A 26,398-nucleotide genomic window follows, 5' to 3' on the forward strand; every position below is an offset into this window, starting at 1 on the left:
GCTAGACATCGTATGTCCCTTTAATTTGATTGATTTGCTGGGGACATACCGGACTTTCACCGGTACGAGAGGGCGGCATCATGCCTTTGGGATGTCGATATCTGATCGACCCAACCTGTCGTGAATTGCAAGCTAGCCGCCAAACCTTACCCAAAGCTGAAGGGAGCGGCGGCTCGTATAGTTAACAGCGATCATTTGATTCGTCACTTACCTTGTGATGAATCAAATGATCTAGAGAAACGACTTCACAAGACCGACTGCGAGCAAATTCCAGCCGTCGATCAACACGAAGAATAGTACCTTGAACGGTAGCGCGAACACCGTGGGCGGCATCATCATCATGCCCATCGACATCGTTAGTGTTGCGACGATCATGTCGATCACCAGGAACGGCATGACGACAAGAAAACCGATCTCGAATGCGCGGCGCAGCTCCGACACCATGAAAGCCGGGATGATGATTCGCAGATCGATCCGCTGACCTTCGAGTTTGATCTTCATGCTCTCGGCAGCGAGATTCTCGAAGGTCTGCAGATCCTTCTCACGCACATGCTGCAGCATGAAATCGCGGAACGGATCGGTGACCCGCGAATAGGCTTCCTGCTCGGTGATCTCGTTCTTCATCAGTGGCTGAAGGCCGTTCACCCACGCGCGATCGAAAGTCGGCGCCATCACGTAGAATGTGAGAAACAGCGCGAGGCTGATCATTACGATATTGGCCGGCGTGGTCTGCAGGCCAAGCCCCGTGCGCAGGAATGAGAGTGCGACGACGAATCGCGTGAAGCTCGTCACCATGATGAGCAGGCCCGGTGCCAGTGACAGCACCGTCAGCAGCGCGACCATCTGGATGATTCGGCCGCTGGCACTGCCTTCGCCCTGCGGAAGCAGGGTCGACAGATCCGGAACCTGCGCCACTGCAGCCGTCGGCAGAAGCGCCAGGAGCAGGATCGGAATGATACGCTTCATTGCACCACCAGCGTCTCGATAATCAGCTCACGAACCTTGCCGCTTGAGCGCGTAAGCGCACGCTCATTCAGGTCTTCCCGCAGATATTGCAGGCCGCGGGCACCCTCGATTTGCGCGGGTGTGAGCGTGCGCAGATAGGCTGCAACATCCTCGCCGATGCGAGCGACCACGATACTCGCCTCCTCCTCGGTCAATTTATCGGTGACGATCGATGCCTCCATGCGGATCCAGGCATTTGGTGGCGCCGCCAGATTGGTCACGACCGGCGTGATCTTGCGCAGGCGATCATTGGCATTGAAGGCCGACGAGATCGGTTTTTCAGGCGCCTCCTTCTGGTTCTCGCTGATACGCTGGAACGTCGACATCAACTGAAGGCTTGCAAGGGCTCCTGCTCCAACCGACAGCGCGGTGACGAGCAGCAGGGCGCCAAGCCACTGCATAATCCCGGGGCGCTGGCCTTCATTCGCTGTGTTATCGGCCATGATCGATTCCCATCAGAACGGCGCGACCTGATCGTAGACCTGTTGACCCCAGTTCGGCTGCTGCACTTCCATGGACCGGCCGCGCCCGCCATACGAAATGCGGGCTTCAGCAATCTTCTCGTAGGCGATGGTGTTGTTGCGGCTGATATCGATCGGTCGCACAATGCCGCCGACATTAACGATGCGCATCTCGTAATTGACGCGCATCTCCTGCGAGCCGCTGACCAGCAGATTGCCGTTCGGCAGCACGTCGACAACGACGGCAGCCACTGAGAAACGCACTTCTTCGTTCCGGTCGATCTTGCCAGCGCCCTTGTTCGATGATTGGGATTTGACGTTGGTGTCGAAGTTTCCGGCAGAAAGCCATTTGGCGATATTGGCCGAGTAATCGGACTCAACCTTGATCTGCGAGTCGCGCGACCGATCCGTCTTGTTGTCGAGGATCGCCTTGTCGTTCATCAGAATATTCACGGTCAGAATATCTCCGACCCGCGTCGCCCGCGAATCGCGATAGAGGTCCTTGCGGTCATTCCAGATCGAGTGAGGGCCTGCGCTGCGATAGGCGCGCCTCTCGATCGGAATTGCGCGAGCATCGACCTGCATGCCGTTGCCGATCGGCGACATGTAGGGCGCCTGACCAACCTCGGCGAGATTGCTGGCGCAACCGGTCAGGCACGACAGTGCGACCGGAATCAGAATCACTCTCAACCACATCATTTCTTGGCTTTCCCGTCGTCAGTGCGACGCATCCCGGCGAGCGTGTCGGCCAGGTGTGCGCCACGTGCCGGTTCCATTTCATTGAGGATCGCGCTGGCGACGCGAACGCGCAGCTTGGCGAGAACAGCAGCTGCCGTGTCATCAGCCATACTGGCAATCTGCTGCGCCGCGGCTTCGGGGTTCATGCGCGAATAGATTTCAACGACGCTGTCTTCCGCCTTTTTGAGAAATTCTTCACGCAGCTTCAGCCATTCTTCATATTCGGCCCGTTTGGCCTCAAGTTCGGCAATGCGTAGCTTCAGCTTGGATTCTGTCGCTTCGAGCTCTTTCTGCTGCCACGCCACACGGGCATCGAGCGCCTGGTCTGCGATGTTGCTGCAAAAGCGCGCGACGTCGGATTCCTGGGAGTTCGCGGCTGCGCTATCCTTCTTGTCGATTGCGCCCGTGATCAGCGCCGCATCGGCAGGCGGACGCACCACCGGGTCCTGCTTGTTGGCAGCCGGACGGGGGCGCGCGACTTGCGGCGTCTTTGCGAATTCACCGAGGTTCAGCGGCTTTGAGAGCTTCTGCTCGGGTTCGGCCGATGCCTGTGTGGACAGCACCATACCGACCAGCATGAGAAACTTGATCGATCGATTTGCGACGCGCGCCATTCGTGTTCTCGTGATTCAGCTGAGCGAGCGTTGCACGCTTTGGCTTGCGTGACGCTGACCCGCGCCTTACTGGATGACGAGTTCCGCCTGAAGCGCACCAGCCGCCTTGATCGCCTGCAAGATCGCGATGATCCCCTGCGGTTTCAGCCCGATCTGATTGAGACCACGCACCAGTCGCTGCAGATCGGCGCCGCGCAGAATGGCGATTTTGGCGCCCGGCTCATTCGCTTCGATGAAGGTCTGCGGCACCACCACGGTCTCGCCGCGCCGCGCAAACGGCGACGGCTGCGATACGATCGGCGCCTCGGTGATTCTCACGGACAGATTACCATGGGTCACCGCCACCGTTGAGATCTGTACGTTCCGGCCGATGACCACCGTTCCCGTGCGTTCGTCGACCACCACCCGCGCCGGCGAATCCGGCTCGACCAGCAACTCCTCGATTTCGGCGATAAACCGCACCGGCGCGGTCGAGCGCGGGCGCGACAGCACGATGGTGCGATAATCGCGCTCGAAGGCCACGACCTTCTGGTAACGGCCGCTGCTATGTGCGTTGATCGCGTCCATGATACGCGTTGCGGTGACGAAATCCGGATTCTTTAGCTCAAGGATGAGCGATTCCATCTCGCTGAAACGCCCCTTGACCTCACGTTCGATCAGCGCGCCATTTGGGATGCGGCCAGCAGTGGCCACACCCTGGCTGAGCGTTTGTGCGGCGCCTTCGACGTTGTAGCCGCCTACGGCGATAGCGCCTTGCGCGACGGCATAGGTTTCACCATCGGCGCCGCGCAATTGCGTCATCACCAACGTTCCGCCAAGCAAGGATGACGCGTCGCCCAGCGACGAAATTGCGACGTCAATTCGTGAACCACCCGCGACGAACGGCGGCAGATCGGCCGTTACGACTACTGCTGCCACGTTGCGCGTGCGCAACGAGGTGCCACGGATATTGATGCCCATATTGTCGAGCATCGATTGCAACGATTGTTCGGTGAACGGCGCGTTGCGCAACGTGTCACCGGTGCCCTTAAGGCCGATCACTAGGCCATAGCCGAGAATCTGATTCTCGCGCACGCCCTTGAGATTGGCGATGTCCTTCACACGCACAGCGGCATCTGCTGTCGAAAGCGAAAGCGAAAGCAGGAGACCGCAAAGGAGACGCAGCATCATCCGTTTTGAATCCGCACTGATCCATCCTGCTGGACGATGCCCCGGATCGTAACGCCGGTATCGAGGTTGCGAAGCTGCACCATCATCCCAGCGCTGCCGGACTGCAGGGACGTTGCATAGGTGACGATAATGAGCCCATCGTCCTCGACGAGCACCTTCACCACAGCGCCGCGGGTGACCGCCTTGAGATCCTCGAGCCCATTGATGGGGATCAGGTACCCCGCCAACAGAGTACGACGTGCAATGCGGCCAACGAGCGACGCACGATCGTTAATGAACGCGCTTGCGCCCTGAATATTGGGCGCAAAGTTGCGGTCCATGATCATTTCATCCCTGATGACATCCCCGGGATAGATCGTTGTGGCCGGCACGGGATAGCGAACGGCATCTTCCGCAGCATTTGCGACGCCCGTGATGCCGGCCGCGAGCACGAGGCTCACGACCCAGCGGGTAATGATGGTAACTGCGCGCATCAGGCCGAGATCCCGTTCTGTGGATTACCGCATGCCCTTCGAGATGGTTGATGCCATCTCGTCAGCCGCCTGGATGACTTTTGAGTTCATTTCATAGGAACGCTGCGCCGAGATCAGCTCGGTAATTTCCTTCACCGGATCGACGTTCGAACTCTCGAGATAGTGTTGATGCAGCTTGCCGTAGCCAATGTCGCCTGCGAAGCCCACAACGGGCACGCCGGATGAAACCGTCTCGCGATAGAGATTTCCGCCGAGTGGGTCCAGACCGGCTTCATTGGAGAAGTTCGCGAGCGAGAGTTGCCCGAGCTGAACAGGCGCAACGGTCCCGTCGACCTTCGCGAAGACCTGGCCGGACTCGTTGACAGTGACATCCACAGCATTCTGCGGGACAATGATCGCAGGCGTCACCAGATAGCCGTCCGGCGTCACGAGCTGGCGGTTTTCATTCAGGTTGAATGCACCGGCGCGCGTGTAGAGCGTCTCACCATTCGGACCGGCGATCTGGAACCAGCCGCGGCCATTGATAGCCATGTCATAAGTGTTGCCGGTCTGCGCCATTGCGCCCTGCAGATGCAGCTTGCGCACAGCAGCCGAACGCACGCCGAGACCGAGCTTTGCGCCTTCAGGCACTGCGCCCTCACCGCTTCGGTTGGGCACGCCCTGCGCACGGTCGATCTGATAGAACAGATCCGTGAATTCCGCGCGGGATCGTTTGTACGAGGTCGTGTTGATATTCGCGATATTATTCGCGATCACTTCGACATTAAGCTGCTGCGCGCCCATACCGGTGGCAGCAATGGCCAGAGCTCTCATGATTAAACCTCAAATCGCCATTCGGCTGACTTCTTGATACGCCTGAACGACCTTGTCGCGGACGGCGACAGCCATCTGCAATGACCGTTCGGCAGACATGACCGCCTCGACCACCTTCTGTGCCGAGAGCTTGCCGTGGATGGACTGGATTGACGCGGCTTCGCCGGCCTTGATTGAACCGATGGCATCGGCTGCGACCTGTTCGAGGACGTTGTTGAAACCGACGGTGGCCGCACCGGGCTGCACCGCGGGTGTCGCGGAATTGATGACTTCGCTGGTTTTGGCGAGCTCACCAGCACTGCTGATGACTGAGGATACCGCTTCAAGCATGGTTAGCTCCTCAAGAGATCGATGGTCATCGACACCATGGATCTCACTTGTTTGATGACCTGTAGGTTGGCCTCGAAGGACCGGTTGGTTTCCCGCATGTCGCCCATTTCAATCAACGAGTTCACATTGGGCAGCTTTACGTAACCGGTTGGATCGGCAGCCGGGTGGCCTGGCTCATAGTCCACGCGGAACGGCGCCTGATCGGTTCCGACATCCTTCACCTTGACCATGCGCACGCCGGCGGCACGGTCCATCTCGGCCGTGAAGGTCGTGGTCTTGCGGCGATACGGATCCGAGCCTGGCGTACGACCGGTCGAATTGGCGTTAGCAAGGTTCTCCGACACGACACGCAAGCGGGTCGACTGCGCTTCAAGGCCGGAACTCGCTATCTGAACAGATGCTTGCAACGGATCAATCATCGTCATTTCCCTCAGGTCTTCATGCTTGTCATGAACATGCGATGAAACGATTTGACGATCGCCGTATTCAGTGAATAGTCGCGATTGATATCGCCGGCCTTCAGCATTTCCTGCTCAAGGCTGACGGAGTTGCCGGAGTGAACGGTCTCCCAGCTCTTTTCCTTGCGCATGCCCTGTGCCTCAACCGAAGAGCCGGTCGTGATATGCGCCGGCGACGTCACCGTCACAGGCACGACTTTCGAATCGAGAATCTTGTTGAACGGTTCAATGTCCTGCGCGCGATAGCCCGGCGTGTTCGCATTGGCGACATTCGCCGAGATTGCGGACTGCCGCAGCGATAGCCATCGCTCATGCGACGAGGCGACATCGAAGAGATAGACGGGTCCCACTTATCCCCCAGCAAACATGATTCCTTGATCATGGTTTACAAATGGAAACTTGTCCGAGGCTGGAGATGCGCATCACGACATGTGCGGAGCGCTTACGCGTTCGTCTTCTGCTTTCGCGAATGCAGGAAGTAGATGATTTCCGCGACAGGGCGGAAAAACTCCGACGGAATCATCTTGTCGATGTATGCGACATCATACATCGAGCGCGCCAGCATCTTGTCTTCCACCACTGGGACACCATTCTTCTCGGCGATTTCCCTGATCTTCAGCGCGATCAGGTCCTGCCCCTTTGCAAGCACCGTCGGCGCAGCGTCTTCGCCCTGCTTGTACTTCAGCGCAATCGCGTAATGCGTGGGGTTCGCGATCACCAGCGTGGCGCGCGGTACGGCCGCCAGCATCGACTTGCGAGCGCGATCGCGCGCCAACGAACGCAACCGTGATTTGACGATCGGATCGCCTTCGGCCTGCTTGAACTCGTCCTTGATCTCCTGCTTCGTCATGCGCAGTTCGCGGCGCCAATGGAAGCGTGCCCAGACGAGATCGAGCGATACCAGGACAATGGTCGCGATGCTGATGGCTGAGACAAGCCGCATTGCGGTAGTCAGCACCAGTTCCGGAACGGCCGCCGGATCGCTAAATAATGCATTCACGGCCACGGCCTCCTCAGCCCGCAGGACGATCATCACGACCAGACTGATAGCGACGAACTTGAAGACCGACTTTCCGAATTCCACACGTCCCTGCGCACCGAAGATTCTGCCCCACCCCTTCGCTATTGAGATGCGCGAGGCTTCCGGCTGGATGCGATCGAACACAATTCGCGGTGCGTTCTGCAGAAAAGATGACGCCAGCCCGGCCAGCATCAGGACGATAACAATCGGAATAACCAGTCCCGCCGCACTCATACCGACCGCGGAGAGCAACTCGATAGCATCCGTTCCATTACGGATGCGGATGCCCGACGGATCGTCGATCAATCGGGCTAAAGTGAATGTCAGCTTTCTCACGTTGTCGGTGGTCAGAAAGCTTTGAATAATCAATAGCGCGAGCATCGAGGCGAAAATCGGCGCTTCGCGTGAGACCGGGATTTGGCCCTTCTCTACGGAATCACGAACCTTCTTCTCTGTCGCCTCTTCGGTTTTACTGTCCTTATCGGGTTCGTCAGACACAATGCTCTATCTTCAGGTGAATACCGGCTGATCTTCTTGATCGGGATTGAGTTCGATTTCGCCGCGTCCGGCCATATCGAGCGCAAGGTCGGTAATGGCGCGCCGCGCGTCCAGGATCTCACGCTGATTCGCAGGAATACCGTTTGCCAGTTCGTGGTCCACCAGACGGCGGGTGCGCGAGGCGAGCGACGACAGAATGAGCTCGCGGAATGTTGTATCCGACCCCTTGAGCGCCATCACCACACGGTCCGTCGGCACCTGATCGAAGATCAGCATGCGTGCCTTGGCGGTCAGGTTCACGATGTCGTCGAAGGTAAACAGCATGCCCTTCAGAATCTCGGCCGACTTCGGCCGCGATTCGGTGAGGTTCTTCAGCGATTCCTCCATCTGCGTCCGCTCCATCTTGTTAATGATGTCAGCCATGCGCGGATAGGTGTCGGATGCCAGGTTCCGAGCGAAGTTGATCATGAAGTCTTCGTGCATCGTTTTCTCGATAATGCCCATGGCATCCTCGACAACAGGCTTGAGGCTGAGCATACGCCGCATCAAGTCGTGCCGGATATCCGGCGGAAGATGACTCATCACGCGGGCAGCACATGCCGGCTTCACCCGCGAGAGAATGAGTGCAGCCGTTTGCGGATGCTCCTTGAGGAGATAGTTGGCGAGCAGGCTTTCGGACACGAGTGAGATGCGTTCCCACACCGACTTCGTCTTGTTGCCCAGAACTTCGGAGATAATGTCAGTAATCTGTTCCGGCGGCAGCACGCCATTCAGCAGCTTCTCCAGCTCACCGACGGTGCCGAAGATATTCGGACCTTCCGAGAAATTCTGCGCGAATTCCTCGATGATCGCCTCGAGCTCAGGCCCCGAGATGGGCTTGAGCTCGGCCGCCGCGCGCGTGACCAGTTTGATCTCTTCGGGATCGAACTCCCGAAGCAGGCCGCCCGAGAGCTCACGCCCCATGGCCAGCAAAAGAGCCGCCGCCTTCTCGGTGCCACCCAGCGGTTTGATGCTGGTGCCGGCGCGCTTAGCAGGTGCATTGAATGCCATTAGGAATATCTCTTTGGGAAAATCTCTTTAAGCGTCCGGATCCCCGGCCGCTCCTCCGACGATTTCCGTCAGCGATACACCGAAACGCGAATTTTCGTCTTCCACGACCACGACCGCACCGCGCGCAACGATGCGCCCGTTGACGACGACTTCGACAGGTTCACCCACACGGTGATCGAGCGGGATCACTGCGCCGCGGCCAAGCTTCATCAGATCGGCGACCGGCATGGTGGCTGAGCCGAGCAGCACCTGCACCGTGACCGGGATGCGCAGGATAGGTTCAAGATTTGTCAGTCGGCTGGTTTCCTCGGCAGCGCGAGCCGCGAGATCTGCCAGTTTGCCGAACGACGCGCCGTCAGCCTTGAGCGGGTCTACACCTGTAGCGGTCGCTGCGCTTACTGGATCGATATCGAATGGTTGCTTCATATCCCCTGCCTTCTTGAAAACTCAGATCGTGGCCTAAGCCGGATTTTGTGCCGCAGTGCGAGTATCGATTTCCGCGATAGCCTTGCGCGCCTCATCTATTTTGTCGCCAAGCGCCTGAACCATTTGCCGTCCGTCCGAACTGAATTCGCGTACCATCAATACCATGTCGTCCACCGTCTCATTGGTCTTGCCGACCACCGCAGTGAACTCCCCTTGATGTGCGCGCAACTTCACGAGTTCACGATGCATCTTGGTAACGCGGATGCTCGTGAAGAGCAGAGCCGCAAAAAGGATGATGTCAACGAGCGAGGATACCATCGATAAATTCCCGTTTTTGGTCGGCCGATTCCTTGACCTGCAGTGAATAGACGCCATTCATCTGGCCGAGCTGGCACCAGAACAGGCGCTGATCATTGCATTCGAGGCGAACCATCGTGTCCGGCGTGGCGTTGAGCTTGAGCACCTGGCCGACGTGAAATTTCGCGACCTCGCCGAGAGTAAACTGTCGCTCTTCGAGAACCGCCTTCAGCACCACTTCGGTCCGCTTGATCTCGCTGTGCAACTGACGGCTCCAGTTCGGATCGGTGGATGCCGACTCACCGGATACGATCTGCGACAGCGCCTGCCGGATCGGATTGAGCGCTGCGTGCGGAATGACGATGAACATCTCGCCGCCGCGATCGAGACCCTGCAACAGAATCTTCGCGCATACAGCCATATTGTTAAGGCGCCCGATCGCGAGATAGTCCATGCGCGTCTCGACACGTTCCAGGTTGAACGTCACGTCGGAAGCACGATCGAATGATGCCTGCAACGCCTTGCCAAAGCGCTCGAACAGCGATTGCGCGACATGCAGCTCCACATTCGAGAATACCCGCGGCATGTCCAGTGGCGGCTCCGCACCGTCGGCGCCGAACAGGAGCTCGATCATCGTGTAGACGAAATCGCGATCAAACCCGATCAGGATACGGGCGTCCCATGCTTGTGCATAGAAAACCGCGGCAATGGCTTCGCCCTCATAGCGATCGAGGATATCGGAGAGGCGATCACTGCCCACGCTGCTTAGCGAGAAATACGACTGCGAGGGCGACATGGATCGCAGGCTTTCGGCGCAAAGATTCGTCATCTGGTCGAAAATCACATGCAGCATCGGCATGCGCTCGACGGAAATTCCGGCAGCCCCTAAAAGTTGATCTGATCCTTGATCTACGCGGCCTGACTTTACTTCTGACATCAGGCCCGTGCTCCCGCTTTCGCCGAGGGTTCAGCAGGTGCTGCTTTTGCAGACCCGCCGGAGATGGTTTCGCTTTCGACGACATCGATCGACGGGCGTTCACCGGGGCCGATCATCTTGCGGCCGTGTTCGATCGCGATCTGCGGCAGAGCCCCATTCATGAAGGCGAGCAGTGACTGCTTGACGATCACATACATCCGCGCGCGCTGCTCGCGCACCAGCTTGATCTTGTGGGCCAGCGGCGCGACAAGACCGTAGGACAAGAAAATGCCGGCGAATGTGCCGACCAGAGCCGCGCCGATGAAGCCGCCGAGCAGTTTCGGGGATTGGTCGAGAGCGCCCATCGCCTTGATGACGCCGAGCACCGCGGCGACGATACCGAGCGCCGGAAGTCCTTCGGCGACCATCATCAACGAGCCATACGGCTTCATCTTGCTGCGAATGATGGTTTCGATTTCCTCGTCCATCAGCGCCTCGATCTCATGCGGCCGCGCGCTGCCCATGATGATCAGGCGGAAGTAGTCGCAGATGAAGTGCAGAAGCGGCTCATTGGCGAGAACGGTCGGGAAGGCGGTGAATATTTCTGACGATGATGGATCGTCGATATGGGCCTCCACCTCGTTGCGGCCCTTGTTCCGCACTTCGCGCATCAGCGAATGCAGAAGCCCCAACAGATCAAGGTAGTGACGCTGTTTTGGCACCGCGACCGTCAACGCCTGCACGGTGGCGCGGCCGGTGTCGACCACGGTTTTCCAGGGATTCGCAATGACATAGGTGCCCAGCGACATCCCCATGATGATGACGAACTCCCAGGGCTGCCATATCACGCTGAGATGCCCGCCCATCGCGGTGAAGCCGCCGATCAGACTGGCGAGTGTGATAATGACGCCAAAGAGAATGCTCAAGCGCACCGCTCCAAATTGAGGATACGATTCACTTAGGCAACGATGCTTGCACGAGGCTGACATCGGCCTGCAGCGGCCAGCCCCGCGCAAGCTTGTGCGGGGAGTTTGAGGCCAGTCTCGCCGCATGCGCCCGCAGACTGGGAACCCACTGCCGATGGTCTCGACAATCGCAAGCTACCAGCTGATCTCCAAGAATATTGTCAAATCGTTGCAGCAGACGATGGAGAAGCCGGACGTGTCGAAGGACACGGAATACTACCTGTCACACATCCGCGATGTGAAGACGATCGACGAATTCATCGGCGACTATCGGTTGTTCAGCTATGCCATGAAGGCTTACGGGTTGAGCGACATGACCTATGCCAAGGCGTTCATGCGCAAGGTTCTCACGGAAGGCGTTGCCAGCTCGACCACGTTCGCCAACAAGCTTTCCGACGCCCGCTACCGCGAATTCGCCACCGCATTCGACTTCGCGAAGCTGGGTGACCAGGCGACGAGCACGACCGCCGCGCAGGTCGGCACCGTCGAGAAATACGTCCGGCAACAACTCGAGGAAGACGCCGGATCGCAGAATGAAGGCGTTCGTCTGGCACTCTATTTCGAGCGCAAGGCGCCCAAGATCACCAGCATCTATCAGATTCTCGCTGATCCGGCGTTGATCAAGGTCGCCCAGATCACGCTTGGCATCTCACCGATGACCTCGATGGCGGATGTCGACAAACAGGCGAATATGCTCAGCGCGAAAGTCGACATCGCGGATTTCCAGACCCCCGAAAAGCTGCAGAAGTTCCTGCAGCGTTTTTCGGTGATGTGGGAGATGGAGAACGGAACGTCCACCGCCCAGTCGGCTTCAAGTACCCTCATCACGCAGCCGCTCGAAATGGGCCTCAGCACGGATGTGCTGACCACCCTGCAGAACCTGAAAATCGGACGATAAAATGCAATCAGCGCTCTATGTCAGCCTCTCGGCCCAGGTCTCGCTCGAGAAGCGACTCGAAACCATTGCCAACAACATGGCCAATATGAAAACCGCCGCGTTCCGCGCCGACGCGGTGAAGTTCGAGACTGCAATGTCGCGCGCAGCAACGCAGGCGGTCGCGTTCTCCTCGCCCGGCGAAAACTTCATCTCGCGCAAGGAAGGCGCTATTACCCAGACCGGCAACACGCTGGACGTCGCGGTCACCGGAAACAGCATGGCCGCCTACCCCGGCGGCCCCGATCCCGGCAACACGACGTGGATGGCGTTTGCCGGCCCGAACGGCCCCGTTTATACGCGCGATGGCCGCATGCAGATCGACATCAACGGGCAGCTTCAGACCCTCACCGGCTATCCAATCCTCGATTCAGGCGGCACGCCGATCATCGTCGATCCCGATGCCGGTCCGCTGACGATCGTGCGCGACGGCACCATTTCGCAGGGCCGAATCCAGGTCGGTCAGCTTGGCCTGTTTGACATCGCTCCGGACGCAAAGCTGGAACGATTCGGAACGTCGGGCGTGATTCCGAGCAAGCCGGCGACCACCGCGCTCGATTTTGTCACGGTCGGCTTTCAGCAGGGCTATGTGGAAGGATCGAATGTCGATCCTCTGACAGAACTCACGCAGATGATGACCGCACAGCGCACTTTCCAGAGCGTCAGCTCATTGATCGACAATTCCGAAAGTACCATGCAGAACGCCATTCGCACGCTGGGCGATCCAAAAGCCTGATGCCTGATGTGACCGGCGGGAGAGCTCGATGAACGCGCTTGAAAAACTCGAATCGACCATCGCAACCCTGCGCCGGGACGTGCCCACGGTTCGTGTCGGTGGCATGGTGTCCGAGGTGACGCCGACGCATTTTCGCGTCTCCGGCCTGTCGCGCTATGTCAGGCTCGGTGAATTGATCGGACTGGAAATCGACAAGCAGGTTCATCTCGGTGAGGTCGTGCGGATCGATACTGACGGCGTAACGGCCAAACCGTTCGATTCCCACTTTGCTGCCGGCCTCGGCGTTCCCGCCTTCCGAATGCCTCCCAAGACGCTGTCTCCACATCCGGCCTGGAAAGGTCGCGTCATCAATGCGCTTGGTGAGCCACTGGATGGCGCCGGCGACATGCCGGTCGGCGAGCGCGAGATGCAAACGGATGCCAATCCCCCACCGGCGATGAGCCGCTCCCGCGTGAGCAAGCCGCTCCGCACCGGCGTCCGCGTCGTGGATCTCTTCACACCGCTCTGTATCGGCCAGCGCATCGGCATTTTCGCCGGTTCCGGCGTCGGCAAGACCACCCTTCTTTCGATGCTGGCACGCAGCGCCGGCTTCGACACGGTAGTCACTGCACTGGTCGGCGAGCGTGGACGAGAAGTACGTGAATTTCTCGAAGAATCGCTGGTCCATCACAAGACCCGCGCGATCACAGTCGTCTCGACGAGCGACGAAAGCCCGATGATGCGTCGACTGGCGCCGAAGACGGCGATGACCATCGCCGAATATTTCCGCGATCGCGGCGAATCGGTGCTGTTGATCGTCGATTCGGTAACGCGCTTCGCCCACGCATCCCGTGAAGTCGCGCTCGCTACCGGCGAGCCGGCGATCGCACGCGGCTATGCGCCGAGTGTCTTCAGCGAACTTCCGCGACTGCTGGAGCGTTCGGGACCGGGCCTCGAAGGCCAGGGCTCCATTACCGGCGTCTTTGCCGTGCTGGTCGATGGTGACGATCACAACGAGCCCGTGGCGGATACGGTGCGTGGTACACTGGACGGGCACATCATGCTCGATCGCGACGTCGCCGATCAGGGCCGCTATCCGGCCGTCAATGTGCTGTCATCGGTGTCGCGCCTCGGCCAGCATGTGTGGTCGCCGGAAGAAGCCAACCTGGTGCGCAAGCTGCGCGCCATGATCGCCCGCTTTGAGGACACCCGCGACCTTCGCCTGATGGGCGGCTATCAGCCCGGCCGCGACAGTGAACTCGATCAGGCCGTCCAGCTCGTGCCCAAGATCTATGACGTGCTGCAACAACATCCAACCGACCCGTCCTGCGCCGAGCCATTCCAGGAATTGCTGAGCGTGATCAAGACCGCAATCGGCTAACTGCGCTCTAGACGCCCGGGATCGTGTCGAGATTCGCTGCCGCGACGATCGCACCAGATCGCACGAGACGCAGCGACTTCTGAATGTCGTCGTGAAAATATCGATCTTCGTCGAGATGGGCGACGTCTGCCCGGATCCGTGCTCGAACGCTTTCCAGACGATCGCTGGACTTCAGCGGCGCATGAAAATCGCAACCTTGAGCACCCGCCAGGAGCTCGATGGCAATGACGGCCATCGCATTCTCGATCATCGGCAACAGCCGCCGTGCCGCATGCGCCGCCATCGAAACGTGGTCTTCCTGATTGGCCGATGTCGGGATCGAATCGACGCTGGCCGGATAAGCCCGCTGCTTGTTCTCAGACACCAGCGCCGCGGCCGTCACTTGCGCGATCATGAAGCCGGAATTGAGCCCCGGCTTCGGTGTCAGGAACGCGGGCACACCGGATAGCACCGGATCCACCAGCATGGCGATCCGGCGCTCAGAGATCGATCCGATCTCGCAGATCGCAAGCGCCATCATATCTGCAGCAAAAGCAACCGGTGCCGCATGGAAGTTACCGCCGGAGATCGCGATATCGTCGTCGGCAAAGACCAGAGGATTGTCAGAGACGCCATTCGCTTCGGTGAGAAGCGTGGTGGCCACCTGTCGCAAAACGTCCAGCGCTGCGCCCATCACCTGCGGCTGACAGCGGAGGCAATAAGGATCCTGAACACGGACGTCGCCGGTGCGGTGCGACTCGCGAATCGCGCTGCCGACGAGAAGTTCCTTCAATGCCTGGGCCGAGACGATCTGCCCTTCATGCTTGCGCAGTTGATGGATGCGCGGATCGAACGGCGTATCCGAGCCACGCGCGGCGTCGGTAGACAAGGCACCACTGACGAGTGCGGTCTTGAAAAGAATTTCAGCCTCGAACAATGCTGCCAAAGCATAGGCCGTCGAGAACTGCGTGCCATTCAGCAGCGCCAGCCCTTCCTTGGCCTGCAGCTCGATCGGCTGCAGACCCGCACTGGCGAGCGCCTCCGTCGCCGGCAGTCGCCCGGACGTCGTCAGCGCCTCGCCGACGCCGATCATGACCGACGCCATATGCGCGAGCGGGGCCAGATCGCCCGAGGCGCCGACCGATCCCTGCGCGGGCACGATGGGCGTGATGTCATGCGCGATCATGGCGCTAAGCAACTGGACTGTCTCCATGCGGACGCCGGAGAAACCCTGCGCCAGGCTCGCAAGCTTGAGGCACATCATCAGCCGCACCACCGGCGCCGGCGCCGGGTCGCCGACGCCCACGCAATGCGACAGCACGATGTTTTTCTGCAGGGCCGTGATGCTTTCGGCTTCTATGCCGACATGAGCAAGCTTTCCGAAGCCGGTATTGATGCCATAGACGGGTTCGCCCTTGTCGACGATCCGGGCAACTGCCTCAACACTGGCATTGATGCGGGGAACACAGCTCTCATCGAGAACTGGTACTGCCCCCCGATAGATCGACCGCCAGTCTGCCAGCGTCACCGCACCCGGTGTGAACCGCATCGTCATAAAAGTAACTCCAAGCCATCCTGTAGACGGCCCAAGGCAACACATCCAACGCTGCGCTTCAATGTTTGCGTGCAACAAAAAGGCCAGCCTTGCGGCTGGCCTTTCAGCTGATCGACAGTCAGACCGTGGGCTGCGACGTGCGACGCAGCGTCACGTTTGGCTTATGGCTTCCAGCCGCCGCCCGGCAGATTGCCGTGATAGGGCGTGTTGCGGCAGTGGCCCCACGGACCGCGCCAGTAACCGGGAGGGCAGCCGTTCCCCATCACGGGAGCTTCCTGATAGTAGCCACCCGGGAGCGGGCCGTAATAGGGCGTATAGCGGCAGCCACCATAAGGACCGCGCCAGCCGTTCGGACCGCAGCCCCCCGCAACCGGGATCACGTGCGCTTCGACGGCGATGCTCTGGCCCATCATCGGCGCAGCACTTGCCTGCGTCGAGACGATGAACATGGCGACGAGACATGCCGCCATCATCTGCAGAATTTTGGTCATTCTATTCCTCTCGATGAGTTGAAGATCACTCGGCCCCGACGAAAGCGTCTTCGCCTTGCCGCGCGATGCGCAACCCGAAGATGCGTTGGTCTTCATTCTGCTTAGAGGCACCAGATACCGTTTGCAATTCCGTTCTATCAATGCACCGGCACAACCCGTTCGGTTAGTTATCCGCCCGTTAAGAACGGCGAACGGAGCTGCCGAGCGAAGTACGTCATCAGTGTAGTTCTCTTTAAACAAAGCTGCAGCGACGTGTTGGAGCTGTTCCAGAGACTGGAACCCTACATCTGATCCCGCTCGAAGTGCTGCGACACGAACGACTTCAGTTGCTGTAAGGCCTTTGCATGATAGCCGAGTTGCGTGGAGCTCGGTTCTCGCGCTACCACCGGCCGCCGTGCAATCGCTTGACGAAAGACACCTGTGCTTCCCTGGAAACTGATCGATACGACCGAAGTCCCCGGCGGCGGCGTACCGCTGCGCCTGATGCAGCGCGGGCAAGAGTTCACCATCAAGCTCGGCCAGAACGAGTTGATGAGCAGTCGGCTGTTCGGCTCCGAGGAAGCGCTGGCGACGCTCACCTGCTTTCGCCTCAAGGACATGAAGGCGCCGCGGCTTTTGATCGGCGGCTATGGCATGGGCTTTACATTGCGCGCTGCGCTAAAGGTGCTCGGCCCGAAGGCGAAGATCACCGTGGTCGAACTGGTGCCCGCGATCGTCGCCTGGGCGCGTGGCCCAATGGCCGAGCTGTCTGGCGACAGCCTGAGTGATGAGCGCGTGGAGATTGTCGAGGGCGATGTCGTTAAAGCCATCGCTGGTGCACGCAGCAAATATGATGCGATCCTGCTCGACGTCGATAACGGGCCCGAAGGCCTGACGCGAAAATCGAACGATGCGCTCTATGACCTGAAAGGGCTGCGCGCGGCCCAGGCCGCGCTCAGTCCGGGCGGCGTGCTGGCCGTCTGGTCGTCATTTCCATATGACAAATTCACTACACTCCTCGGCAAAGCAGGCTTCAACGCCGAGGAAATCAAGATCCGCGCCACCGGCACACGCGGCGGCGCCCGTCATGTCATCTGGCTGGCGACGAAGCCAAAAACATAGCCGTCGCCGCCATGAAGATGGATCTTAATAGGCAATCGAACGCCGACTGCGGCGCGGTTCGGCATAAGGCTGCGGGCTGAACGCCAGACGCGGATTGACGATGCAGTCGACGCCGCGGCCGGATGCGGTAGCTTGGCACGCTTCATAGCTCGGATAGGAGCAATCGGTCCCGAAAGCCTGCGACTGGATGCAATAGGGATAGGTCGGGGCGGTAGCTGCAGGGCTGGAAGCCATGGCCGAAACACCACCAACAGCCAACACGGCCAGCATCAGATTGCGCATCACGTCTTCTCCTCCGCGGCAGCGGTCCTGTGACATCCCCAGAAAGCAACAGAGCCTGCGGATGAACGTTCCCGCAAGCTCCGGTACATCCCGGTCTTGTGATCACGCGCTTACGCTGGCGTCATCACAAGGGTTAGACACCATAGTGCCGCATGGGTTCATTCGACCTTAAGGCCGGCGGCCTTGACCACTTTCTCCCACTTCTCGGTCTCCGCGACGATCATCTTGCCGAACGCTTCCGGCGGCCCGATCAGCGGATCGCCGCCGAGATCAATCAGCTTCGCCTTGATTGCCGGCTCAGCCAACACCTCGTTCACCGCGGTGTTGAGCTTCGCGATGATCTCCGGCGGAGTCTTCTTCGGCGCGCCCACACCGAACAAGGCGCTGGCCTCATAACCCGGCACGGTTTCCGCAACGGTCGGGACATCGGGCAACAGCGACGACTTCTCGGTGGTCGTTACCGCCAGTGCACGCAGATTGCCGGAACGGATGTGCTGAATGATCGACGGCATATTGTCGAAGATCAACTGCACCTGACCGCCCATCATGTCGGTGATCGCTGGCGCGGCACCGCGATAGGGCACATGCTGCATCTTGGCGCCCGACATCATCATGAACATCTCACCCGAGAGATGCACCGAAGTGCCGTTGCCCGACGAGGCCAGATTCACCTTGCCCGGATTGGCCTTCACATAGGCGATGAATTCGGCAACGGTCTTTGCGGTGATGTCCTTGTTGACGGTCATCACATTCGCCGTGCGATGGAAGGCGGCGACCGGCGCGACGTCACGCACTACGTTGAAGTTCAGCTTCGGATACAGCGTGGCATTGATGTAGTTCGCCGGATTGACCAGCAGAATAGTGTAGCCATCCGGTTCGGCGTTAATGACCGATTCCGTGGCGATATTGTTGCCGGCGCCAGGCTTGTTCTCGATGATGAACTGCTGGCCGAGCTTTTCCGACAGCCGCTGCCCGATCAGGCGGGCCAGAATATCGGTGGCGCCGCCGGGCGGATAGCCAACCACGAAACGCACCGGCCGCGTCGGATAATCCAGAGCAAGCGCCGAGCTGGCAGGAACGAAAGCCGACGAAACGAAAGCAGAAAAGCCAAGCGCAATCAGACTGATCGCGGCACGACGAGAAGCCATATTTTATTCCCTCCGGCTGCCGCAACTTTGCGCGCGGTCAGCGTGTGTTGAATTGACAACGGCCGTATCTACCAAACAATTCAACTATCGACCAGTGCGACACTACTGCGGCACCAGCCCAAAGAAACGTCAAGGCAACGCCAAGGACCATTTCATGTCCCTCACCGTCACGGCCCTCGACCATCTCGTCCTGAATGTCACTGACGTCCGGCGCTCCGCCACCTGGTATCAACGCGTCCTGGGCATGGAGGTGAAGGTGTTCGATCCCGGTCCGGGCAAGTTGCCGCGCACATCGGTGAGTTTTGGCGCGCAAAAGATCAATCTGCGGCCGATCGGCGCCGATAAGGTCGAGTGGTTCACGGCGGATCATGAGATGGCCGGCAGCGACGACCTCTGTTTTCTCACTGCATCACCGCCCGACGCCGTGGTTGCGCATCTCGGCGCTTGCGATGTTGCTATCGAGGAAGGCCCGGTGGCCAAACAGGGCGCGCGCGGCACCTTGCGCTCGGTCTATTGCCGGGATCCCGATGGCAGCCTGATTGAAATTTCGTCTTACGAAATAGGCTGATCCTGCACGCGTTGCGGTTTGCGCACCGCCGCCGCTGATGGCACAACATCTTCCGTAAAAACAAGAATAAGAAAGCCGCACCCGCGTAAGCGGTCGCTCCGGCGGCTTTCGACGGAGGATGCATGCCCCACCCCGTGACGAATCCCGCCATGATTCCCGGTTCGATCGGCCCGTTCGACGGCATGGACGTGCCGTGGCTGCTGCGCATGCACGCCGAGACGCGTCGCGATCGCCCTTTCATCATCTGGTCGCCATTCGATGCGCCGGCGCGGCCATGGACCTATGGCGAGTTTCACGAGCGCGTCGGGGCACTTTCCGCAGGCCTTGCCCAACGCGGCATCGTCCAGGGTGACTATGTGCTGATCCATCTCGACAACTGCGTCGAGATGCTGCTGGCCTGGTTCGCCTGCGTCGAACTCGGCGCCATCGCCGTCACCACGAATACCCGCTCGTCGGCTGCGGAGATCGAATATTTCGCCGATCATTGCGGCGCCGTCGCCGCCATCACCCAGCCATCCTATGCCGAGCTCGTCGTCGCAAATTGCCGCAAACTGCGCTGGATCGCGGTGACGTCGCACAACGCCGGCGCGTCGGCCGACGGCCATGCGGTGGGCAAGGCTGAGCGGTTCGAATCCCTGTTCGCTGACAGCGCCGATCGTCCGCGACGCCCGGTCGACCCTTGGGCGCATTGTAGCGTCCAGTATACGTCAGGCACCACATCGCGGCCCAAAGCGGTGCTGTGGACCCATGCCAATGCGCTGTGGGGCGGCAAGGTGAATGCTGCGCATCAGGACCTGCATGCGTTCGATACGCATATGACCTATCTGCCGCTGTTCCACACCAACGCACTGGCCTATTCGATGCTGGCGACGTTGTGGGTCGGTGCCTCCCTCGTGCTTCAGCCGCGTTTTTCCGCGCGCCGGTTCTGGAACGTGGCGCTCGAACATCGCGCCACCTGGCTGTCGACCATCCCGTTCTGCATGAAGGCGCTGCTCGAGCACGACGTGCCGAAGCATCATTTCCGGCTGTGGGGTGCGTCGTTCTGCGATCCGCCGGCCTTCGCCAAATTCGGCGTCAAGATCATCGGCTGGTGGGGTATGACCGAAACCATTACTCACGGCATCATCGGCGAGGTCGATCAGCCCAACACGCCGATGGCCATCGGCCGCGCCGCAACCGAATATGGCATCCGCGTCACCAACGACGACGGCACGCCGACTGCTGTGGGTGAGACTGGCAATCTCACGATCAAGGGCATTCCCGGCCTGTCGCTGTTCAAGGAGTATCTGCACAACGAAGCTGCGACCTCAGACAGTTTCGACACCAACGGCTTCTTCATCACCGGCGACCGTGTCACGCTGCTGGAGCGTGGCTATATCAAGTTCGGCGATCGCGCCAAGGACATGCTGAAGGTCGGCGGCGAGAACGTCGCAGCGTCCGAGATCGAGCAGGTGGTCATCACTGTGCCGGGCGTTCGCGAGGCGGCCGTCGTCGGCAAGAAACATCCCATGCTGGATGAAGTGCCGGTGGTCTTCATCATTCCCCATGCCGGCGTGGCCCAGGCGCCCCCGGCGCTGCATGACAATGTCATGGCGGCTTGCAAGAGCGGGCTGGCGGATTTCAAGGTGCCGCGCGAAATCCACTTCGTGGACGAGATGCCGCGTTCGACGCTGGAGAAGGTCGCCAAGGCCGAGCTGCGCAAGCTACTGGCCTGAGGCGAACGGCGCTTACGCGCCGAGCGCCACCGGGCGGAACACCTGTAGCAGTTGCTGGTCGATCTTGTCGCCCATCTGCTCCATGATCTCGAACGCCTTGGCATGCGTGAAGGCCATGCGATACGCACGCCGCTCCACCAGAGCCGCGTGGATGTCGACGATGGTCATAAGGCGAACGATGTCGCTGATCTGGTCGCCGGCCAGCGCATCGGGGTAGCCGCTGCCATCCAGGAATTCGTGGTGATGCAGCACCACGTCGAGCATCTCGCGCGGAAAACTGCCCTGCGCCACCAGCGCTTCGAAGCCGAGACGCGGATGTTTGCGCATCTCGAGCGTCTCGTCCTCGGTGAGCTTACCCGGCTTGTCCAGGATCGAGACCGGGATGAAGGCCTTGCCCACATCATGGACGAGGGCTGCGCGCGTGAGGCGGCGCTGATCTTCGTCGCGCATGCCCAGATGCTGCGCAAAGGCCACCGCGAACCCCGTCACGAATAGGCAGTGACGATAGCTGTGATTATGATGACGGCCCACGGCGGCCAGCCATTCGCGCAGCGACGTGCGCTTGATGGCCTTCAGAATCTGGTTCTCCGCCTGCATCACGTCGTTGAAGGTGAGCGGAACGCCGGCGGGCAGCTTCTCGAAGATCTTGACCATTACCGCGTGCGCCGCCTCGACACCACGATTCAGCGCCTTGCCGCGTGCGGAGAAGTCCTCGTCATGCGGGTTTGGAAACGCGGCGCGAATACGCTGCATGATGCCACGTGCATCGAACGGCCGCGCGATCGTATCGGTGGCGCCGAGCGCCCAGGCCTGCATGGATCCGTGATGCAGCGAGTCGGCCAGCACGAACAGGCGCGGTATCGCTTCATAGGATTTGTGGCGCAGCTTGTTGCGCACGCGCTGCACGGCCTCTGCCGAGCGCAGATTGATATCGACCACGATACCCGACAGCTCGCTGGGCGGCATCTCCGGAATGGCTGACGTTGGGACAACATCCACTTCGCCGACCTTCTGCAGGATGTCGACGAGTTCGCTGCTGCTATCGCTGCGGTCCGATGCCAGAAGCAGTCGGCGGCGCGCCGGCGATTGTTTGACTGAAGCGGTCATATGCCCTCGATCTATTGCGGCGAACGGGCCGCAAGCAGGACATACATACCTTGGAACAGGGTTCTTGAAGCTTAATGGGTATTGTTAATGCTTCCTGATCGCCCCCGGGAAGGTTTCATTCCGGCGGATAGCACTATCAGTCGGTTAGGGCTTTCGCAAAAACTTTAAGCAATGCCGCCTTGCGCCGGAATCCGATCCGGAAAACAATCGCGCCATGAAGACCATCAGGTTCATCCTCGGCGTAGCGACCGCCCTCGCCATCGCGGTTCCAGCCCACGGGCAGCCCGCCGGAACGACGCCCGATCTGCCATTCACGGCAACCCTTTCGAACACTACGCCGCTGGCCTTCGGCATGGCGGCGGATGATGCCGCCCACGCACTAGGCACGCCGCTGACCTACATCAGCGGCCGGCCGGGGCATGAGATCTATCTGGCGATCCGAACCTTCGGCGGCAGCGGCTTCTTCGACCGCCGCGACCGCCTCTATCTCCAGTTTCGCAAGGGACGCCTGACCGGCTGGAAGGGCGACTGGGGCCGGAACTGGATGTGGCAGTAGCCGCTTTGTGAGTAGACCACTGCTGCCGTCCGCGCCAAACAGACCTCAGCCTTCAACAACGATATGGAATACCTCGTGGGACAAGACATCACGCTGACCGCATCTGACGGCTTCAAGCTGGGCGCCTACCGCACCCAGCCTGAGGGCAAGCCCAAGGGCGCCATGGTCGTGATCCAGGAAATCTTCGGCGTAAACGACCACATCCGCACGGTCTGCGATCGCTTCGCTGTACAAGGCTATGTAGCGGTAGCGCCGTCGATCTTCGATCGCACCGAACCCAACTTCCAGTCCGGCTATTCGCCCGAGGAAGTCGCCATCGCGCGCAAGTTCGTTGCTAATCCGGATTGGCCCGCGATGCTGCGCGATACCCAGGCCGCGATCGATTCAGTTGGGGATATCGGCAATGTCGGTATCATCGGCTTTTGCCTTGGCGGCAGCGTTGCCTTCGCCGCCGCCACGAAACTGACCGGCCTCAGCGCCGCCATCGGCTATTACGGCGGCGCCGTGGTGCGCTTTGCCGACGACAAGCCGACCGTGCCGACACAGCTGCATTTCGGCGAAAAGGATCACGGCATTCCGCTCTCGGACGTCGAGACCATTCGCGCCAAGCGCCCGGATGTGGAGATTTTCGTCTATGACGGCGCCGAACATGGCTTCAATTGCGATCAGCGCGCCAGCTATAATAAGGCCAGCGCGGATGTTGCGAGAGAACGGAGCCTCGCGTTCCTCGCGAAGCATCTGAAGTAAGCCGCCGCCCTCTCCACGTCATTGCCGGGCTTGACCCCGCAATCCACCTTTGCGGCACCAACAAGCGCTTGGGCAAAGCTGGATACCCGGGTCAAGCCCGGGTATGACGACTGAGAGGGAGCAGCCTCGATCTTTCCCTGCCAGTCGGGAGAGATTGGAACATCACTCGCCCTTCACGCCCGCTGTCTTTGCCACCGTCGCCCAGCGATCGAAATCGCGGCGCAGGCTCTTCTCGAAAGATTCGGGGCTGTCTCCGACCGGAACGAGATTGACCGCCTGCAGGCCGGCGGTCCCCTCCGGCGAATTGATGATGCGACCGAGCTCGGCCGACAGCTTGCTCACAATGTCCTTCGGCGTCGCTGCTGGCACGAAGACGCCGACCCAGCCTTCAGCCTCGAAACCGGGATAGCCGAGTTCGGCCATGATCTGCACGTTCGGCAGCTTGGGCTTGCGTTTCTCGCCGTCCACTGCGAGCGGACGGGTCTTGCCGGCTTCGAGCTGCGGACCGGCCGTGGTGAAGTCGAGGAAGGCCGCCGTGACCTGATTGCCGAGCAAGTCGTTCAAGAGCGGCGCCGCGCCACGATACGGCACATGGGTCATATCAATGCCGGTGTTCTTCTTCAGAAGCTCGCCATAAAGATGCGACGTCGTGGCATTGCCAAAAGTGCCGTACGGATATTTTCCGGGACTGGATTTGGCAAGATCGACCAGTTCCTTCACGGACTTCATCGGCTGCGCTTCGGGTACGACGAGCACGATCGGCGAGATCACGACCTGCGTCACCGGCGCGAGATCCTTGAACGCGTCGTAAGGCAGTTTCGACATCAGGCTCGGCGCCTGGATGATCTGCGTGATTGCGATCAGCACCGTGTAGCCATCGCCCGGAGCCTTGGCAGCGAAATCGTTGCCGATCACGCCACCGGCGCCCGGCTTGTTCTCGACGGTGACGGCCTGCTTCCAGGACTCCTGCAGCTTCTGCGCAAATAGGCGCGCCGCGACATCGGTGGCACCGCCGGGCGCATAGGGCACAACGAAAGTGATGCGCCGATCGGGATAGGATTGCGCGGTCTACGCAAATGCTTGCGAAGACAGCGCCGCTCCCAGCGCCACGATGGCTGCCAGAGTGACGCCGCGCATCACGTTGACCGACGGACTGGTCCTCATCTCTTCTCCCCCTGATATCCATATGTGCGACATGGCGGCGCATTTCAGCAAGTTGGCCTCGCTTGATCATTGCTACAGGGCGGGAGACGATTCTGATACAGAGCAACGCGTATCCTGACGCCAATGCGCCGATACATCGCAGCCAATTTCATCGCGGGAAAGCGCGTCTATTCCGTGAAGCGGAGAAAATCGCGTGTGAGGTGATGACCGCGATCGATGCGTGCGATCAGAACCAGCGCTCGCTGACCAGCACCGTATCACCGGGATTGATCGGCGTGCCCAATGGCACCACGGCGCGGTACGAGCCCTCGACGGTGGTATGGGTCAGCGTGACTTCATCACGCTTGGCGCGGGGCGAGAAGCCGCCGGCAATGGCGATCGCGCTCTCGACGCTCATATTGGGCACGTAGGGATACTGCCCAGGAGCGGCAACTTCACCGAGGATGAAGAACGGACGGTAGGCTTCGATTTCGACAGCCACCGACGGCTCGCGAATGAAGCCATTGCGCAGGCGGCCGGTGATGCTCGCAGCCAGCCCAGCGGGCGTCATGCCGCGCGCCGGCACGCGGCCGATCAGCGGCATGGTGATCGCGCCACCGGCATCGATGGCGTAGGAATTGGTGAGACCTTCCTGGCCGTAAACCACGACGCGCAGCTTGTCGCCGGCATCGAGCTTGTACTGCGCATCATAGGTCGAGACCGGGGGAGCATAAGCAACCGGCACTGCTGCCGGCCCGTAACCCGGGCGACCGTAAGCGAGCGTGTCGAGATCGGCAGCCGGCGCAACCACTGCAACAGGACCCGGTCTCCGCATGCAGCCGGACAAAGCCAGCGCGGCAACCGCGACAATCATGGGCAGACGAAACGCGCGGGCAGACGACACTGGACATATCCCTCATAGAGGCAGCCTCGGTTTTGGCCTCTTATGGTTAAAATTCCGTTGTCATAGCCTTCCATCAGGCAGCAAAAAACCCGCCTTCGGGAGCTCCGAAAGCGGGCTTTTGACGTTGTTTATCTACACTTAGCCGTGGTCAGCTCAGGCCGTGACGCCGACCCCGATCGGGCACGACACACCGGTGCCGCCAAGACCGCAATAGCCGCCAGGATTCTTTGCCAGATACTGCTGGTGATAGTCCTCGGCGAAGTAGAACTTCCCGGCCGGCGCAATCTCGGTGGTGATGGCGCCGAGGCCCTTCGCGGACAGTGCCTTCTGATACGCCGCCTTCGACGCTGCGACGGCATCGCGCTGTGCATCGCTGAAGGTGTAGATCGCGGAACGATATTGCGAGCCGATGTCGTTGCCCTGACGCATGCCCTGGGTTGGGTCGTGGCTTTCCCAGAACGTCTTCAGGAGCTGCTCATAAGAAATCTTCTTCGGATCGAACACCACCAGCACCGCTTCGGTATGACCGGTGCGACCCGAGCAGGTCTCTTCATAGGTCGGGTTCGGCGTGAAGCCACCGGCATAGCCGACCGCGGTCGTATAGATGCCGTCGCCGAGCTCCCAGAACTTGCGCTCGGCTCCCCAGAAGCAACCGAGCCCGAACACCGCCCGCTCAACTCCTTCTGGATAGGGCGGCTGGATGTTGCTGCCATTGACGAAGTGATGCTTGGCAGTGGGGATCGGCGTATCGCGACCGGGCAGTGCTTCGGCGGCGGTCGGCAATGCAGCGGTCTTGCGCATGAAAAGCATGGATCATCTCCCGGCGCGTTCGCGAAC

General features: G+C 60.2%; 32 protein-coding genes. 8 read left to right on the forward strand and 24 right to left on the reverse strand.

Annotation, left to right across the window (positions count from 1 at the left end; translation table 11 throughout):
• Positions 1-231 precede the first annotated feature (231 nt).
• From fliP to motA, 16 genes are all read right to left on the reverse strand, one after another.
• A complete protein-coding gene (fliP, locus tag SFY93_RS02485) occupies positions 232-966 on the reverse strand; it encodes a flagellar type III secretion system pore protein FliP (protein ID WP_320445950.1) in 735 nt (244 codons plus the stop codon).
• Complete coding sequence (locus tag SFY93_RS02490) at positions 963-1,448, reverse strand: flagellar basal body-associated FliL family protein (protein ID WP_246297918.1); 486 nt, start codon at positions 1,446-1,448, stop codon at positions 963-965. Before SFY93_RS02490 ends, fliP begins: the two co-directional genes overlap by 4 nt.
• Before the next feature lie 12 nt (positions 1,449-1,460).
• On the reverse strand, positions 1,461-2,156 hold the full coding sequence (gene flgH, locus SFY93_RS02495; RefSeq protein WP_320447673.1) for a flagellar basal body L-ring protein FlgH: 696 nt from the start codon (positions 2,154-2,156) through the stop codon (positions 1,461-1,463).
• Positions 2,157-2,161: 5 nt separating this feature from the next.
• Complete coding sequence (locus SFY93_RS02500) at positions 2,162-2,818, reverse strand: MotE family protein (protein WP_320445951.1); 657 nt, start codon at positions 2,816-2,818, stop codon at positions 2,162-2,164.
• Positions 2,819-2,884: 66 nt separating this feature from the next.
• Positions 2,885-3,985: a flagellar basal body P-ring protein FlgI gene (flgI, locus tag SFY93_RS02505; protein ID WP_320447674.1), complete on the reverse strand. Its 1,101-nt coding sequence runs from the start codon at positions 3,983-3,985 to the stop codon at positions 2,885-2,887.
• Positions 3,985-4,461 carry a flagellar basal body P-ring formation chaperone FlgA gene (gene flgA / locus SFY93_RS02510; protein ID WP_320445952.1) on the reverse strand — a complete coding sequence of 159 codons (477 nt, stop codon included), beginning with the start codon at positions 4,459-4,461 and terminating at the stop codon, positions 3,985-3,987. The genes flgI and flgA overlap by 1 nt, the downstream gene beginning before the upstream one ends.
• A 24-nt stretch (positions 4,462-4,485) precedes the next feature.
• Positions 4,486-5,274, reverse strand: a complete 789-nt coding sequence (gene flgG, locus SFY93_RS02515) for a flagellar basal-body rod protein FlgG (RefSeq protein ID WP_089263432.1) — start codon at positions 5,272-5,274, stop codon at positions 4,486-4,488.
• Positions 5,275-5,283: 9 nt separating this feature from the next.
• Positions 5,284-5,604, reverse strand: coding sequence for a flagellar hook-basal body complex protein FliE (locus SFY93_RS02520; RefSeq protein ID WP_068729891.1), 321 nt, complete (start codon positions 5,602-5,604; stop codon positions 5,284-5,286).
• A 2-nt stretch (positions 5,605-5,606) separates the two neighbouring features.
• Positions 5,607-6,023, reverse strand: a complete 417-nt coding sequence (gene flgC, locus SFY93_RS02525) for a flagellar basal body rod protein FlgC (protein ID WP_089263697.1) — start codon at positions 6,021-6,023, stop codon at positions 5,607-5,609.
• A gap of 11 nt (positions 6,024-6,034) precedes the next feature.
• The gene (flgB, locus tag SFY93_RS02530; protein ID WP_089263431.1) at positions 6,035-6,412 is read right to left on the reverse strand and encodes a flagellar basal body rod protein FlgB; all 378 of its coding nucleotides are present in this window, start codon (positions 6,410-6,412) and stop codon (positions 6,035-6,037) included.
• A 92-nt stretch (positions 6,413-6,504) separates the two neighbouring features.
• On the reverse strand, positions 6,505-7,581 hold the full coding sequence (gene flhB / locus SFY93_RS02535; RefSeq protein ID WP_089263430.1) for a flagellar biosynthesis protein FlhB: 1,077 nt from the start codon (positions 7,579-7,581) through the stop codon (positions 6,505-6,507).
• Positions 7,582-7,593: 12 nt separating this feature from the next.
• The gene (locus tag SFY93_RS02540; protein WP_093757676.1) at positions 7,594-8,631 is read right to left on the reverse strand and encodes a flagellar motor switch protein FliG; all 1,038 of its coding nucleotides are present in this window, start codon (positions 8,629-8,631) and stop codon (positions 7,594-7,596) included.
• Between the two features lie 27 nt (positions 8,632-8,658).
• The gene (gene fliN, locus SFY93_RS02545) at positions 8,659-9,057 is read right to left on the reverse strand and encodes a flagellar motor switch protein FliN (RefSeq protein WP_231078754.1); all 399 of its coding nucleotides are present in this window, start codon (positions 9,055-9,057) and stop codon (positions 8,659-8,661) included.
• Between the two features lie 33 nt (positions 9,058-9,090).
• Complete coding sequence (locus tag SFY93_RS02550) at positions 9,091-9,375, reverse strand: hypothetical protein (RefSeq protein ID WP_093757678.1); 285 nt, start codon at positions 9,373-9,375, stop codon at positions 9,091-9,093.
• Positions 9,356-10,291, reverse strand: coding sequence for a FliM/FliN family flagellar motor switch protein (locus tag SFY93_RS02555; RefSeq protein ID WP_068729903.1), 936 nt, complete (start codon positions 10,289-10,291; stop codon positions 9,356-9,358). The genes SFY93_RS02550 and SFY93_RS02555 overlap by 20 nt, the downstream gene beginning before the upstream one ends.
• Positions 10,291-11,196, reverse strand: coding sequence for a flagellar motor stator protein MotA (motA, locus tag SFY93_RS02560; RefSeq protein ID WP_320445953.1), 906 nt, complete (start codon positions 11,194-11,196; stop codon positions 10,291-10,293). Before motA ends, SFY93_RS02555 begins: the two co-directional genes overlap by 1 nt.
• A gap of 154 nt (positions 11,197-11,350) precedes the next feature.
• On the opposite strand from motA, the gene SFY93_RS02565 reads away from it, so the two are divergent.
• Genes SFY93_RS02565 through fliI form a run of 3 tightly spaced genes read left to right on the forward strand, consistent with a single transcriptional unit; the run spans position 11,351 to position 14,265 of the window.
• A complete protein-coding gene (locus SFY93_RS02565; protein ID WP_320445954.1) occupies positions 11,351-12,133 on the forward strand; it encodes a DUF1217 domain-containing protein in 783 nt (260 codons plus the stop codon).
• 1 nt (position 12,134) lies between these two features.
• The gene (gene flgF / locus SFY93_RS02570; RefSeq protein ID WP_320445955.1) at positions 12,135-12,905 is read left to right on the forward strand and encodes a flagellar basal-body rod protein FlgF; all 771 of its coding nucleotides are present in this window, start codon (positions 12,135-12,137) and stop codon (positions 12,903-12,905) included.
• 28 nt (positions 12,906-12,933) lie between these two features.
• Positions 12,934-14,265 (forward strand): flagellar protein export ATPase FliI, encoded by a 1,332-nt coding sequence (gene fliI, locus SFY93_RS02575; protein ID WP_089263423.1) that lies wholly within the window; start codon positions 12,934-12,936, stop codon positions 14,263-14,265.
• 7 nt (positions 14,266-14,272) lie between these two features.
• Here the strand turns inward: fliI and hutH are convergent, their stop codons facing one another.
• Positions 14,273-15,799, reverse strand: coding sequence for a histidine ammonia-lyase (gene hutH, locus SFY93_RS02580; RefSeq protein WP_320445956.1), 1,527 nt, complete (start codon positions 15,797-15,799; stop codon positions 14,273-14,275).
• Between the two features lie 161 nt (positions 15,800-15,960).
• Positions 15,961-16,290: a GCG_CRPN prefix-to-repeats domain-containing protein gene (locus tag SFY93_RS02585; protein WP_320445957.1), complete on the reverse strand. Its 330-nt coding sequence runs from the start codon at positions 16,288-16,290 to the stop codon at positions 15,961-15,963.
• A gap of 420 nt (positions 16,291-16,710) precedes the next feature.
• On the opposite strand from SFY93_RS02585, the gene SFY93_RS02590 reads away from it, so the two are divergent.
• On the forward strand, positions 16,711-17,391 hold the full coding sequence (locus tag SFY93_RS02590; protein ID WP_320445958.1) for a spermidine synthase: 681 nt from the start codon (positions 16,711-16,713) through the stop codon (positions 17,389-17,391).
• Positions 17,392-17,415: 24 nt separating this feature from the next.
• Here the strand turns inward: SFY93_RS02590 and SFY93_RS02595 are convergent, their stop codons facing one another.
• Both SFY93_RS02595 and SFY93_RS02600 read right to left on the reverse strand, forming a co-directional pair.
• Positions 17,416-17,673, reverse strand: coding sequence for a DUF3551 domain-containing protein (locus SFY93_RS02595; protein ID WP_320445959.1), 258 nt, complete (start codon positions 17,671-17,673; stop codon positions 17,416-17,418).
• A gap of 158 nt (positions 17,674-17,831) precedes the next feature.
• Positions 17,832-18,821, reverse strand: a complete 990-nt coding sequence (locus SFY93_RS02600; RefSeq protein WP_320445960.1) for a Bug family tripartite tricarboxylate transporter substrate binding protein — start codon at positions 18,819-18,821, stop codon at positions 17,832-17,834.
• 154 nt (positions 18,822-18,975) lie between these two features.
• On the opposite strand from SFY93_RS02600, the gene SFY93_RS02605 reads away from it, so the two are divergent.
• Complete coding sequence (locus tag SFY93_RS02605; RefSeq protein ID WP_320445961.1) at positions 18,976-19,389, forward strand: VOC family protein; 414 nt, start codon at positions 18,976-18,978, stop codon at positions 19,387-19,389.
• Positions 19,390-19,511: 122 nt separating this feature from the next.
• On the forward strand, positions 19,512-21,104 hold the full coding sequence (locus SFY93_RS02610) for an AMP-binding protein (RefSeq protein WP_320445962.1): 1,593 nt from the start codon (positions 19,512-19,514) through the stop codon (positions 21,102-21,104).
• A 12-nt stretch (positions 21,105-21,116) separates the two neighbouring features.
• Here the strand turns inward: SFY93_RS02610 and SFY93_RS02615 are convergent, their stop codons facing one another.
• Complete coding sequence (locus SFY93_RS02615; RefSeq protein WP_320445963.1) at positions 21,117-22,211, reverse strand: HD-GYP domain-containing protein; 1,095 nt, start codon at positions 22,209-22,211, stop codon at positions 21,117-21,119.
• Between the two features lie 214 nt (positions 22,212-22,425).
• Here SFY93_RS02615 and SFY93_RS02620 point away from each other — a divergent pair, with 214 nt between their 5' ends.
• The gene (locus SFY93_RS02620) at positions 22,426-22,767 is read left to right on the forward strand and encodes a hypothetical protein (RefSeq protein WP_320445964.1); all 342 of its coding nucleotides are present in this window, start codon (positions 22,426-22,428) and stop codon (positions 22,765-22,767) included.
• Positions 22,768-22,842: 75 nt separating this feature from the next.
• On the forward strand, positions 22,843-23,514 hold the full coding sequence (locus SFY93_RS02625; protein ID WP_320445965.1) for a dienelactone hydrolase family protein: 672 nt from the start codon (positions 22,843-22,845) through the stop codon (positions 23,512-23,514).
• Between the two features lie 162 nt (positions 23,515-23,676).
• Here SFY93_RS02625 and SFY93_RS02630 read toward each other — a convergent pair whose 3' ends face one another.
• From SFY93_RS02630 to msrA, 3 genes are all read right to left on the reverse strand, one after another.
• Positions 23,677-24,543 carry a tripartite tricarboxylate transporter substrate binding protein gene (locus SFY93_RS02630; RefSeq protein ID WP_320445966.1) on the reverse strand — a complete coding sequence of 289 codons (867 nt, stop codon included), beginning with the start codon at positions 24,541-24,543 and terminating at the stop codon, positions 23,677-23,679.
• Positions 24,544-24,904: 361 nt separating this feature from the next.
• Positions 24,905-25,531 carry a polysaccharide biosynthesis/export family protein gene (locus tag SFY93_RS02635; protein ID WP_089263414.1) on the reverse strand — a complete coding sequence of 209 codons (627 nt, stop codon included), beginning with the start codon at positions 25,529-25,531 and terminating at the stop codon, positions 24,905-24,907.
• 183 nt (positions 25,532-25,714) lie between these two features.
• Positions 25,715-26,371: a peptide-methionine (S)-S-oxide reductase MsrA gene (msrA, locus tag SFY93_RS02640; protein WP_120287555.1), complete on the reverse strand. Its 657-nt coding sequence runs from the start codon at positions 26,369-26,371 to the stop codon at positions 25,715-25,717.
• Between the last annotated feature and the right edge of the window lie 27 nt (positions 26,372-26,398).

This window comes from Tardiphaga sp. 42S5, assembly GCF_034044155.1.
In the GTDB taxonomy this organism is placed as follows: domain Bacteria; phylum Pseudomonadota; class Alphaproteobacteria; order Rhizobiales; family Xanthobacteraceae; genus Tardiphaga; species Tardiphaga robiniae.